We start from the raw sequence: 13,172 nt of genomic DNA, 5'->3' as shown, positions 1-13,172 counted from the left end.
CGTTCATTTTCTTTTAAAATAAGAGTCTGACTTGGCAGACTCTTGCGCCGGAGCGCGGTCGCTTTAGCGGCCATACTTCCTTAGCGCGTAGTGCGCATCCCCCGGAGGGAGTTGCTCTCATAGGACGCACTTTCCTATGAGAGCAGCAGGCTCCAGTCCCCAGGGCCGGAGCCTGCCAACTGCTGAAATCAGCGGTTATTATCCGTATTGAAGATTTCTTCTGCATCCTTCAATGCAGCCATCGGCTCCACGCCCTCTGTCAGCACATTCTGGATCGGATAATTCAAATCCAGCTTCCAGCCCACATAGGCCTCCGTGTTGGATGGTAGCCAGCCCTCTCCAAAGGCTTTAATCATAGCTTCCATATATTTGTTTTCGTCAGTAATCTCAAGGCTTTCCACAGTGGACTTTCTGCACGGTGCCTGTCCGCCAAGCTCAATCCATTTCATGTCAGATTCCGGGGAGTACATTTTCTCCACAAATTTACCGGCCTCTTCTTTGTGCTTGGAACCGGACCACACGCCTACAAACCAGCCGTCGATAATGGTTCCGCCCGGAAGCGTTGTGAACTGGATAGTATTTCCATCAAAGGAAGCAGTGCTTCTCAAGTTGGCAAGACGAACCGCGCTGGCGATGGCCATTGCATATTTTCCTGCCGCAAATTCCGTGTAAATATCCTCGATGGTGGTATTGACGCTCTCCGCCGGAGTAACACCGGTGTCGATGCAGTTCTTCACCCAGTTTACCCCTTTGACACCTGCGTCGTTGGCCCAGTTGGCGGTTCCGTCCGCATTAAACAAATCTCCATTTTCCTGAAGCAGCCAGTTTACGATAGCCTGGGCGTCGTTGGTCTCCGTGGAGAAGGACATGCCAAGCCCGTAGCGCTGGATACCGGAAGCGTCGGTCCCTGTCAGGGCTTTCGCCGAATCATAAAGTTCCTCGAAGGTCTCCGGAACCTGGAGCCCGGCCTCCTTCAGCAAATCCTCCCGGTAGAATAAACCGGTACAGTTTTTGTTGAGCGTCAGGGTGTAATGCTTTCCGTCCCGCTCGCCGAACTGGAAGAAGGCGTCATCCACGTCGGCGATTTCCTCCGCGCTCCAGTCTCCCAGGAACAGATTCTCCAGTGGCTCCAGGGCGCCTGCATTGAGAACACCGTACATCTCATCTCTTGCACACCACATAATATCCGGTGCGTCTCCCGTAGCCGAAGCGGCCAGGAATTTGCCTGTCATAGTCGCCCAGTCCTGCGGTTCCACAACCACCTTGACGCCCGGGTTTTCCGCCTCGAATTCATCAATCATCTGCTGAAGGGCCACAGAGCGGCCATTTTCCTTGTTCGTCGGGTCAAGGAAGGTCCACATGCGGATGGTGACATCCTCTGTCTTGCCCTCCGTCGCTGCCTTTGCTTCCCCGCTTGTCTCACCTGACGCTTTCGTTTCATTGGAAGCCGTTGTTGCCGGTGATGAAGAACTTCCACACCCAAAGAGTGATGCCGCCATCACGGATGCCATTAATACTGCCAATACGTTTCGTTTCATTCTGAATCCTCCCATCTTTCTTCTTTGTTAACAGTGACATTAGCTGCAATAGTGATACAAAAATTGAGCAATCGTTTCCCCATCTGCCATCGCGGGAATTGCCCCCTTCTTCATGGTGGTCCGGGCGCCTGCCGCATTGGCAAAACGTATGATTTCCGCCAGCTGCTCTACTGGCATCTGTTTTAAATCCTCCAGATTTTTCTCCCGAAGCTGGTACTGGATGGCCCCGAAGAAGGAATCCCCGGCTCCATTGGTATCCACGGTGTTCACCGCAAATCCTGGCACTTCCATGTAGTCATCTCCCCGGCGGAAACAGGCTCCCAGGGCTCCTCTCGAAACGCAGACCAGGGTGATTCCGTAATCCGCCAGCATCCGGCTGCCCGTCTCTATATCCTGGGTCCCCATCAAAAGTTCCATTTCCTCCTCCGAAACCTTCAGGATATCCGCATAGGGCATAAAATGCAGCATGGTCTCCACGGCTTCCCTCTCCGATTTCCACAACGGCGCCCGGTAATTCGGGTCATAGGTGATGATGCATCCCGCTTTCCTGGCAATCTCCAGGGCGGCACAGGTGGCGCTTCTCGACGGCTCCGACGTGGCGGAAAGAGAGCCAAAGTGGAAGATATGGCTGTCTCTGATCAGGCCGCCGTCAATGTCCTCCTCCTTCAACAAGATATCCGCTCCCGGATTCCGGTAAAAGGAAAAGGAACGCTCCCCATCACTGTCCAGCTGCACAAAGGCCAGTGTGGTATGTACCTCCTCCGAAACCGACAGCCCCCTGGTGTCAATCTCGTGGTCCTCCATGACCTTTCGCAGCGCGCTTCCAAATCCGTCCCTGCCTACCTTGCCGATAAATGCCGTTTTTCCTCCCAGAAGTGAATTCTGAACCAGCACATTGAGGGGGGCTCCGCCAGGATTCTGCGCAAAGACCGGCACACCTTCCCGCTCGCCGCAGGGTGTAAAAATCAATCAGGATTTCTCCCAACGCTGTCACATCAAACATCTGATTTCTCTCCTTTGCCTAAATTTTCACTCCTGTGGATGGACAACGACCTTGATCGAATCACTGCTCATCTGCTCCAATATGGCTTCCTCCAGCTGGCTCAATCCGAACCGGTGGGTAATCAGCTTCTTTATCTCCAGCCTACCGCTGTTCAGCAGATTCACCGCCCGCTGGTGGGTGTCAGGATTAATCATGGAGCCGATGATCTTCAATTCCTTCTTATATACATCAAATAATGGTAAGGGCACCGTATCGTCCGGCGCCGGCACACTGAACAGCAGCACCGATGCTCCTAAGTCCGCCAGCCGGATGGCCTGCTCCACGGCGAAGGGTTTGCCGACGCATTCGATCACCACATCCGCTCCCGGCCGTCCTGTCTCTCTCCTCATCCTGTCGTTGATATCTTCGCTGGTGGGGTCGATGGTGAAATCCGCTCCCACCTCCAGACCAATCTGCCTTCTCATCTCAATCGGCTCGCTCAACACCACGGTGGCGGCCCCGGAGAGCTTTGCCATCTGCACCATGAGGAGACCAATCATTCCGCCTCCCACCACGGCCACGGTCTGTCCCGGACGGATTCCCGCCTGGTCAATCCCGTGAATCACGCAGGCCAGCGGCTCCGCCATGGCGGCCACGTCGAAATCCATGTCATCGTTTACCTTAAAACACTGTGATTCCGGAGACACCGTATACTGGGCAAATCCTCCGTTGGTGTTCACCCCCAGCGCAAACAGATGCTCACAATTCTGTTTCCTTCCCATCCGGCAGGGTCTGCATTGTCCACAGTACATGTTGGGGTCCAGGGTTACGTGGTCCCCCACCTGCACCGCGCTCACCCTGCTGCCGGTCCGTTCCACAATGCCGGAGAACTCATGACCCAGTATCACCGGCGGAGCCACCTCGGCCGAACCGGCCTCCCCGTGATAGATATGGACATCGGTACCGCAGATACCGCAGGCCATGTTCCGGACCAGCACTTCATGGTCTCCCAGTTCGGGAATAGGCACTTCCCGGACCTCAAACTTCGGCGTCCTGTCCGCCCCTAAAAAAAATGTTCCCTTCATATTCCACCTCTTCTTGCCATAAGACATGATTCAAAAAGTTAAACGTTTAATTTTTCTATAAATCTAATATAACATATAGCCCATTTATAGTCAATGTTCATAAATGAACAATAATTATTCAAAATTTTTGTATGTATTTGCCAAAAAACAGCTAATTTTTGTTAACTCCTTTGGAATCCTTGACAAGGGTACCATTTCCGTATAGAATGAAAACAAGTAAGCCCAGGAGGGAAACAATGGTTAACAAAATTAACATACGAGACGTAGCCAAACGTTCAGGAGTTTCCATAGCCACAGTATCACATGTGATTAATCAAACGAAAAACGTTTCACCGGCCACGAGAGAAAAAGTGGAAAACAGTATAAAGGAATTGGGATATGTGATCAATTCCGCCGCAAGAAGTTTAAAAACAGGGACCAGGAAGATGATAGGCTGCATCATTCCCGATATCTCCAACTATTTCTGGGCGGTTATTATAGAAGAAATCGAGGATTATCTGTCGTCCTGCGGTTATCATCTGATTATTATCAATACGAAGGAGACGACGGAGAAGGAGTTGGACGGCATCAAGCTTTTGTCCTCGGGGATTGTGGACGGCCTGATTGTCGGCAGTACCGTGGCGGACGCCAGAGAGATTGACGCCCTCCTCCCGGAGGGATTTCCCGTTGTGTTTATCGACCGCGCGCCGGAGCACTGCGTGCATGACAGCGTCATCATCTCCAACTACGCGTCCATGTTCGACGCTGTCACCACGCTGATTCACCGGGGGCATCAGAATATCGGATATATCGCGGGACTGGCACGGCTGTCAACCAGCAAGGAGCGGCTGCAGGCCTACAAAGACGCCCTGATCAAACAGGGCCTGGATGTGAAGGATTCCCTCATTCAATGCGGAGATTCCATGTATATGAGTGCGTTGAAGCCGTTAAACCGGCTGCTGGAGCTGAATTGCAGCGCCATCGTCATTTCCAACAACGTGATGGCGGCTGACGTGATGAATTACCTGTACCGGGAGCGGGAGCGGCTTCCGGCAAAGATTGATATCATCGGCTATCAGGAGGGAATTCGCGACACTTACATCACCCAGCCCGTTGGCCTAATCAGCCAGCCGTCCCAGCGCATGGGGCAGATGGCCGCCCAGCAGATGATCAATCGGATACAGAATATGGACGCGCCGATACAGAATTTTACTTTGAGCAGTGCGTTGACGTTGTTTGATAATAACTGATTCTTGATTGATGAGAAAACAGATACCCGCCTGGTTCCAGATGGGAACCGGGCGGGTATCTGTTTTGCTATCTGTTTTGCTATCTGGTCTGCTGTCTGGTCTACATTTGTTTTATTTATGTTCTGCATCTGTCTGATAGCTATTCTATATATGTCCTATACCTGCTCTATATCTGTTCTGCATCTGCCTTTACCTATTCGGGAAGCGGCCTACATTAGCGCCCCACCTCCTTAAACAGTACAAAACCATTTTCCGGTCCGCACTCGTCGTGGACCAGTTCTTCTTCCCGCTCCGGGTAATCGATGCAGCAGCCTTTTCCGCGGGCGCGGCCGCACTGGGGATATCTTGGGCAGGCGTATTGAAAACATACTTTTTCCACTTCATCTGATTTCATAAATTTTTGTTTCCTTTCTTGAATTCGACGTTCTTAACATCCATCTGTCTCCTCCCATTATAGCCTGACATCATTTTTATTTCAAATAAAATTATCAGATATTTTGTTAATAAATAATCAATTATGTCAACAAAATAACATATATTGTATTTTAATTCTAAAATGTTATTGTTAACATATACAGGAACATAAGGCTTAGGAAGCCTTTTAATAAACGCTTCAACACTATGAAAAGGAGGTATTACATGAACAAACCGGAGCTTCAAAAAAGGTATCAACTCTTTATTGGCGGCCAGTGGCGGGATGCATCTGACGGGGCGGTTTTCTCTACCAGATGTCCGGCGAACGGGGAGAAACTGGCGGAGTGCGCTCAGGCAACGAAGGAAGATGTAGACGATGCGGTGGCGGCGGCCTGGGAGGCATTTGGCACGTGGAAGAAGGTTCCCACCAGCGAGCGGGCAGCCATCCTCAACCGGATTGCCGACATCATTGACGCCAACACCGAGCACCTGGCTATGGTGGAATCATTGGACAACGGTAAACCGATTCGCGAGACCATGGCCATCGACATTCCTCTCAGCGCGAAACATTTCCGCTATTTTGCGGGCTGTATCATGGCGGAGGAGGGAAGCGCCAACATTTTGGATGAGCAGTTCCTCTCCCTGATTCTTCGGGAACCGATTGGCGTGGTGGGACAGATTGTTCCCTGGAACTTCCCGTTTTTGATGGCGGCCTGGAAGCTGGCCCCGGTTCTCGCCGCGGGCTGCTGTACCGTATTTAAACCGTCCAGCGATACATCCCTGTCGGTTCTCGAATTCGCCCGTCTCGTTCAGGATGTGATTCCGAAGGGCGTCTTCAACGTCATCACAGGCGCCGGCTCAAAATCCGGCCAGTACATGCTGGACCACAAGGGATTCCGGAAGCTGGCCTTCACCGGCTCCACGGAGGTAGGACGCCAGGTTGCCCTTGCGGCGGCGGACCGTCTCATCCCGTCAACCCTGGAGCTTGGCGGCAAATCCGCCAACATTTTCTTCCCGGACTGCAATTGGGAGCAGGCCATCGACGGCCTCCAGCTTGGCATCCTGTTCAACCAGGGCCAGGTCTGCTGCGCCGGGTCCCGTGTCTTTGTGCACGAGGATATCTATGACAAATTCCTGGAAGACGCGGTGAAAGCATTTGACAATGTGAAAGTAGGCTTGTCCTGGGAGCCGGATACCCAGATGGGCAGCCAGATCAACGAGCGGCAGCTGGAGAAGATTTTAAGCTATGTCGAAATCGGAAAACAGGAGGGCGCCCGGGTCATCTGTGGCGGCGAGAGAATCACCGACGGCGAGCTGGCCAAGGGCTGCTTCATGCGCCCCACCCTGCTGGCGGACGTCACCAACGATATGCGCGTGGCCCAGGAAGAGATCTTCGGGCCCGTGGCCTGTATCATCAAATTCAAGGATGAGGACGAGGTCATCCGCATGGCCAACGACAACGCCTACGGCCTGGGCGGCGCCGTCTGGACCCGGGACATCAACCGCGCCATCCGCGTCTCCCGCGGCATCGAGACCGGCCGTATGTGGGTCAATACATACAACCAGATTCCGGAAGGCTCGCCGTTTGGCGGCTACAAAGAATCCGGCATCGGCCGCGAGACCCACAAAGTGATTCTGGAGCATTATACGCAGATGAAGAATATCATGATTAATCTGTCCGAAGCTCCCAGCGGGTTTTATCCGGCAAAGTAAGTGATGGGTGTGTCGTGAATCCGTCTGTGAACTGACAAACGCAGAGCCGCCGATTCCTCTTCCCAGGGTGATATTGCTCCCTGGGAGAGGAATCGGCGGCTCTACTATTACATAGAAAATTTGTAAGTGGTATTTTCTAAAATGGAAACAACCACTTTTTCCATCTTGCCGAAGATACCGTGAAAACGGCCAAAAATATATTTACTACACTTTGACAAAAAATATCAGCCCTAACTGCATCATATCCAATTATTCCAGCAAAATATAAGTACATTTTTCCACACTATCCAACCTATTCAGAATGATCATCCGCTTCTCATCACACAATCCCTTAAATACCTTGCCTCCCTCTAATACCTCATTTCTACGTCTCACATCACATACGATACATTAATATATAATGTTGCTTTAAAATTCAACGCTTCCCTTTGATTTCGCTCAATATCCTACCGAAATAATAACATTTTAAATTATAAACGGAACCGTTGTTTCACACCATCAACACGCATTTTTTGTGTGTTTTCTCCCGGTCAAGTTCACTATCACTAAATTTTCTCCATTCATGCTAACATTGAATTTTATATTTCCATCATGTGCTTTAAAGAGAACAATTTCTTTCCTTTGCATAAAAATCTCACTTTCTGAATTTCAAACTTATCCCGACAATTAGACATAATCTATTGACGAACGACTTACAAAGGCTTTGTTTTCTTTATTTATTTTGCCAAGCTGGCTATATAGAAATGGGCATAAATCATTTCCATTTTTAACTCTGGGGCCTAACATTACCTCAGTTATTTCAGTTGTTACATTAAGATGCACATATAGACGAGGAATTTTCCCTTCTCCCATATCTGCTTGTTCAATATCACTTTCTTTCCCATTGCGATAAAGCATAATTCGAACTTCATCTTCATTATCGTATTCTTTACGTTTAATTAAATATTTTATTGTTGATAAAACGTGATTTACTGTCCCCAAAAAATCATTTTTTTCTAACTTATCTGAATTATTTTCTATCCATTCAAATCTTATCTGTTGATATTGCAATTTTAATCTTTTCAAATTTTCTGTAATATCACTCCCATCATTTGTTTGAAATTTATCGCCATCATAATACGCTACACTATATAGTTGATAATCTTCCTCAAACGGAAGATTTCTGAAATAAAAGTTTTTCTTTCGTCTCAGTTCTTTCGTAGCCTTTTCAAACATAACTGTATTAACTTTAACAAAACAGCCTGTACCATTTTCTGCATATTGCACCCACATAGGAAGACTATCCACCTTAGTTGTAAACGATTTTAAAAAAGTACATGAAGTTCCATATATCGTAAAATCCTCTAAATTCACACACCCTACCGGTAATCCTTCATCCAAATATCTTTCAATCACTTTTCCTTCATTAGGGTCATTCATATGTCTTGCATCAAACATCGACATTCTATATTTTGTTTCATTTTTCTCATCTTTTAAGATGTGAGATAATGATGCAATACTAGTATAAAAACCTATCGTTTCCTCCTTAGACTTAAATTGTAATTGTTCCTTTATACTATTTGTTTCCCATAATAGTTTAATTAAACTTATTATAATATCTACAATATTATCTTTATTATCCTTATACTTCTTATATAATTTTATTATTGGCATGTAAGATACATACCCATCCATAGTATCCATCTTAACAGAATCAATATAATCTGATGCATCATTTAAAACCTTTCTAACCAGTTCTTTTTTATCCAATTCTATATACTTATAAAGCAAATGAATATCTGCGAATATGGAAAAACTCATTGTTCTGCTTAATTCATCTATTATCGAATTCTTCTCCACAGCTTTTTTACATACCAATTTTATTTCTGTATACCGTTCAAGTTCATACAAAACACCACATTTCAATTCAAACAATCCTATATTTTCTTCCCCTGCTTTATTAGCGCATTCCCAGGCATCCTGCATTAATTTTTTCTTTCTTTCCCAGTCTTTTCTATCGCAACTTTATAAATAGTTAAAGCATAATAAAACCAAAAATAAGTATAATCACTTAATTCAAGTTTCCTGATATTAAAGTCTTCAACCGCCTTTTCGTAGCTGTTACAAGACTCTAAGCATTTATAAAGTCTGTAAATTAAATCACTTACATATATAATAGGTTGGTCATAAAATAGGAAATCGCAAAATCCCTCCCCCTCTTGTATCGTCTCACAACAACTATCTATTGCTTTCCAATAATATAAATAAGCCTCTTTATAATTACTATTTTTAAAATAATTGTCTGCAATAGTCTCCCATATAAACCCTTTCACAATTATTGTCTTTGGAAGAATAAAGCTACTGATATCAATAATAGCATCATTTCCAATACTAAATATACTATTAACCAATCTTTCAATTAACTCATGCGAATAAATTCTTTCAAACAAATCAACAAATGATTGAAATAATTCTGTATCTCCATTTCTATTATACGACCTTTGATAACGATATAAAATTTCATATTCAAAACATAAACACTGAAATTCCAAAGAGTCCTCACTGTTTAATTTCTGGCCTTCTAATTTTTCTTTTAAAGTATAAAATTTATCTTCTAATTTTAAGAATTCAACACCTAATACTTTTTTGCTATATAATTCTCCTACCAGCTTTTGCATTTCTAAAATTTCAATACTCATAAAATATCCCCCTCTGTAACCTTATAAAGTAAGGTCGTTTTTACTAAAGTACTATTTTATCCGATTTACCAAAACCACCTATCATAACTCACAGTCTCTTATGATATGCAAACATCGAACATTTGTTCTTTTTATTCTATCACACTATACGCCATTATGCAAACAATAAAAAATATAAAGAACAGATTGTTAATATCACTGCTCCTTACATTCACTAAATATTAATATCTTTCAAGTCAGTATTAAAAAACGTCCGTAGCAACCCAGACAGCAGCCGGCTATTCCAGGTCTGCATAACGTAGTGATTCACCAATTCCGGGTTATCCGTTACAATCCCATTGACCTGGCAGCGGATGTTTTTTCGATGGTTTCTTTTGAGTTGGCGGTCCAGCCATAGACCGCTTTGCCCTGCCAGTGCATATTCACGACCATCTCCCTTGTCAGCATGGTAGTCTCCACACTGAAGGCATCAATAAAATCAATATCATACTGGGTGGAGTAAATCAGCGGCGTGATATAAACGGTTTCCATGTCCGGGTTGATGGCTTTTACTTCTTTTAGCAGTTCCAGATTCATGGAACCGATATTGCACTGGTCAAGCATCTCATATTTTTCTACAAGGGCAATGACTCCCTCTACCAGATTGGTCTCGTGTCCTGTGGATTTCAGCTCTATCATCACCCGGATATTGTTCCTGGCTCGTTTCAAAAAGTCATCCAGCCTGGGAACCGGCTCACCAGAGAATTCCGGGGAGAACCAGCTGCCAGCGTCATAGTTTTTCACCTCATCGTATCCCACCTCCCACACCTTCCTGTTCTCACCGGCGGTGCGCTTAAAGTTGTCGTCGTGCAAAAGAACCAGTTCCCCATCCTTCAGCTGCTGCACATCAATCTCCACCATATCAAGATTCATGGCAATCGCATGGTCCAGCGCAGCCATAGTGTTTTCCGGCGCAAATGCTGCTCCGCCGCGGTGGGCAACGATTTGAGGCGGGATATGGGTTTCGTTGACAAAAGAACCTCCCAGCTCCGACTCGCTAAATATCAGCACCGCAATGACCGCGAATGCGATGACAGCGGCTTGCTTGAGAAGAAAAAGCGGTTTCCTTTTGTCCCGAACCACGGCGGACGGTCTGTCGTCCTCCCGATACTGATGATACAGGGAAATGAGTGTTGCAATCAGCCAGATAGTGGAGAGGGAATTCACCACAAATGCCGCTGCCGGCACAGCCCGGCAAAAATATCTGATAAACGTTTCCGCCCACTCAGCCGGAATTCCCACATATTTCGTATAGGAAACCAAACCAAGAATCGAAAGCCCAAGAAATAGTATGACCACAAATCCGAAGACAACAAAAGACACCAAAACACGAAGAATCGAAGCAATTTTTTTCTTTTTTAACAGAGTCAATCCATCTTTCCACGCATCCTTCATAGACTGATTCTGAAACAGCGTATTGGGCAGGAAAAACAGAAACAAAAAGCAGATAATATTCGCAATTACAACAATCACCAAAAAACCGACAAACAACAGTCTATTATGTTTGATAAAATCCATGACAAACTCAGGAATTCCAAGCCACTGCAACAGATAAGGCGAAAATGGCAGCACAGATAAAATTGTGGTCAGGATAAATCCCAGAAACAGCAGTCCATTTTGTAAATGAAATATTTTCCTGCAGTGAACCAGTGTCTGCCTTAGCATCTGCACAATCGAAATCCGGCGCTGGTTCCACCCGGCTTCACAGTACACATACGATGCCACAATTTCAAAAAATACGGACAAAACCGTCACAAAAACGATCCCCAGGCACAACAGCACGGAAATCGGACTGCGCAGTATCAGAGATAAATTCTCCGCCGACAGATAGGACACCCCCGCCGTTTTCAGTATCAATTCCAGCAGTTCACTTGTAATCGAGTAAAGAACCGAGTAACTGAACATCTTATACACCATATTAAAAGCCAGCAGCACCGGCCAGTTCTTCAACGATATATCGAATGAATTTTTAATCATCTGCTTCATAGGCACCTCTTATCCATTTTTTTACAAAAAATATAGCGTCAAGTATACTATATAGAATGGAACTATTTCAACAAAGATAAACAGAAGATTTCCTAAGTTTTTTCTAAATATTTTACCAGCAAAAACTGACACGGCTTCCCTAATAATTCTATTTTTAGCTACTTGATTTTGCACACAAATACAATTAAGAAAATCGTTCCATAAAACTCAAAAAGAGGCAACAAAATAGCTGCCTCCTCAGCTATTTCTACTATATCTACCATTTCTGCAAATATCTCAATCAATATTCAGCACATAATTCGCGCACCGACATTATGACATTGCTCCAGTCTAACTCCGCTGCATAGGAGAATTTCTTCTGATAAGCAGTCCAAAGCTTCTGCAACACAGGATTATTCTCCACTTCGTCCATAACTTCTCCCGCCTCTGCCAGATGGCGCTCTGTCCCTCGTTTACGAGTCGTTGCAATCAACGCATCATGAAGCACGGTTTTATCTAATGTTTTACCGCCTTTAAGCGTTGCGTCCAAATCCATTGTCGAGCGGGCATCCAGCCCGACCATTGCGGCCACCAGCATACCTCCTTTCAAGATAAACTTATCCCGATATTCAGAAAGAGAAATGCGTTCCAGAAAACGCTCCATCATATAGTTTCTCATTAAAATCTATGCATCCGCAGATTTCTCTTTTGACAGGTTACGTATCAAATCTTTCAGTTGTCTTGCTGTCTTTATCATAATAGCACCTCCAAATACTGTCCTAAAATCTTTTCAACGTGGAACAGTCCGGCATAGCGCGTCAGCACACGTAGATTCTTATCTTTTCGGACTGCATATTGTTTTAATGCGCCTTGCAGGGTTTGAATCTCGATATTGCTCCGACAGCGGATTAAGTCACAGATTGTACGTTCCATATCGTAGACGGGTACCGTGTGGCCGAATGGTGTTTGAAGATGGGTGATACCGATTTCATGCAATTCCGGTTTTACTGTATAAACCATGATACCATCTGCTTTCAGCCGCGAGGGACTGTACCCCCGCTTAACCGTAATGGAATAAGGGGATGGCTCCCGGTCTGTTAAATCATGAAAAAACAAAGCCGTTTCATGGAAAAAAACAGCCTGACCACAACGCAAGTGAATAAGAAGCATGGAATCTACCCAGGCATCTGCCGACACATAGACCCCGTGCGCCGTCTGTCTCAACTCTTTATCTCTGATAAAATCATAAAACATCGGTTTCGGAATACCGGCTGCTGTAATCTGTGCCGTCTGCAACATTCCGCCATGTTCTTCTAACATTTGCTCCAATTGCTCAAACCTTGTCATTCTGTCACTTCCTTTCGTGCTACCATTACATCTGAATGTAGCACAAAAGTAAACAACAAAAGCTGTCATGAGACAGTTAGTATACAAAGATATTGCCAACCACCTGAAAATGATTGGCAAACTAGCGTCCTTCAACGCATTAACAGCGTTTAAATATAATTTTACTTATTTCTCTTTTCCAA

At 45.6% G+C, this 13,172-nt stretch carries 10 protein-coding genes and 1 pseudogene; 2 read left to right on the top strand and 9 right to left on the bottom strand.

The window, feature by feature from the left end; translation table 11 throughout:
- Positions 1-188 precede the first annotated feature (188 nt).
- The 3 genes from HMPREF9473_RS07130 to HMPREF9473_RS07120 are packed head-to-tail and all read right to left on the bottom strand — an operon-like array spanning position 189 to position 3,605.
- Positions 189-1,538: an ABC transporter substrate-binding protein gene (locus HMPREF9473_RS07130; protein WP_006779403.1), complete on the bottom strand. Its 1,350-nt coding sequence runs from the start codon at positions 1,536-1,538 to the stop codon at positions 189-191.
- 39 nt (positions 1,539-1,577) lie between these two features.
- Positions 1,578-2,507, bottom strand: a complete 930-nt coding sequence (locus tag HMPREF9473_RS07125) for a carbohydrate kinase family protein (RefSeq protein ID WP_006779402.1) — start codon at positions 2,505-2,507, stop codon at positions 1,578-1,580.
- 60 nt (positions 2,508-2,567) lie between these two features.
- A complete protein-coding gene (locus tag HMPREF9473_RS07120; RefSeq protein WP_006779401.1) occupies positions 2,568-3,605 on the bottom strand; it encodes a zinc-dependent alcohol dehydrogenase family protein in 1,038 nt (345 codons plus the stop codon).
- Between the two features lie 236 nt (positions 3,606-3,841).
- On the opposite strand from HMPREF9473_RS07120, the gene HMPREF9473_RS07115 reads away from it, so the two are divergent.
- Positions 3,842-4,834 (top strand): LacI family DNA-binding transcriptional regulator, encoded by a 993-nt coding sequence (locus tag HMPREF9473_RS07115; protein ID WP_006779400.1) that lies wholly within the window; start codon positions 3,842-3,844, stop codon positions 4,832-4,834.
- A gap of 214 nt (positions 4,835-5,048) precedes the next feature.
- Here the strand turns inward: HMPREF9473_RS07115 and HMPREF9473_RS07110 are convergent, their stop codons facing one another.
- Positions 5,049-5,228 (bottom strand): hypothetical protein, encoded by a 180-nt coding sequence (locus HMPREF9473_RS07110; protein WP_006779399.1) that lies wholly within the window; start codon positions 5,226-5,228, stop codon positions 5,049-5,051.
- 245 nt (positions 5,229-5,473) lie between these two features.
- Here HMPREF9473_RS07110 and HMPREF9473_RS07100 point away from each other — a divergent pair, with 245 nt between their 5' ends.
- Positions 5,474-6,961, top strand: coding sequence for an aldehyde dehydrogenase family protein (locus HMPREF9473_RS07100; protein ID WP_006779398.1), 1,488 nt, complete (start codon positions 5,474-5,476; stop codon positions 6,959-6,961).
- A gap of 666 nt (positions 6,962-7,627) precedes the next feature.
- Here the strand turns inward: HMPREF9473_RS07100 and HMPREF9473_RS07095 are convergent.
- The 5 genes and pseudogenes from HMPREF9473_RS07095 to HMPREF9473_RS07075 all read right to left on the bottom strand — a co-directional run bounded on the left by HMPREF9473_RS07095 (position 7,628) and on the right by HMPREF9473_RS07075 (position 12,990).
- Entirely contained in the window at positions 7,628-8,926 is a 1,299-nt protein-coding gene (locus HMPREF9473_RS07095; protein WP_006779397.1) for a DUF2971 domain-containing protein, read from the bottom strand.
- Complete coding sequence (locus HMPREF9473_RS07090; RefSeq protein WP_006779396.1) at positions 8,926-9,639, bottom strand: hypothetical protein; 714 nt, start codon at positions 9,637-9,639, stop codon at positions 8,926-8,928. The genes HMPREF9473_RS07095 and HMPREF9473_RS07090 overlap by 1 nt, the downstream gene beginning before the upstream one ends.
- Before the next feature lie 327 nt (positions 9,640-9,966).
- The gene (locus HMPREF9473_RS07085) at positions 9,967-11,664 is read right to left on the bottom strand and encodes a glycerophosphodiester phosphodiesterase family protein (protein WP_006779395.1); all 1,698 of its coding nucleotides are present in this window, start codon (positions 11,662-11,664) and stop codon (positions 9,967-9,969) included.
- A 280-nt stretch (positions 11,665-11,944) separates the two neighbouring features.
- Positions 11,945-12,400: pseudogene (locus tag HMPREF9473_RS07080) on the bottom strand (nucleotidyl transferase AbiEii/AbiGii toxin family protein).
- A complete protein-coding gene (locus HMPREF9473_RS07075) occupies positions 12,397-12,990 on the bottom strand; it encodes a type IV toxin-antitoxin system AbiEi family antitoxin domain-containing protein (RefSeq protein ID WP_006779393.1) in 594 nt (197 codons plus the stop codon). The pseudogene HMPREF9473_RS07080 and the gene HMPREF9473_RS07075 overlap by 4 nt, the downstream one beginning before the upstream one ends.
- Positions 12,991-13,172 lie beyond the last annotated feature (182 nt).

It is taken from the genome of Hungatella hathewayi WAL-18680 (assembly GCF_000235505.1).
In the GTDB taxonomy this organism is placed as follows: domain Bacteria; phylum Bacillota; class Clostridia; order Lachnospirales; family Lachnospiraceae; genus Hungatella_A; species Hungatella_A hathewayi_A.
This window is presented reverse-complemented; position numbering and strand designations above follow the sequence as displayed.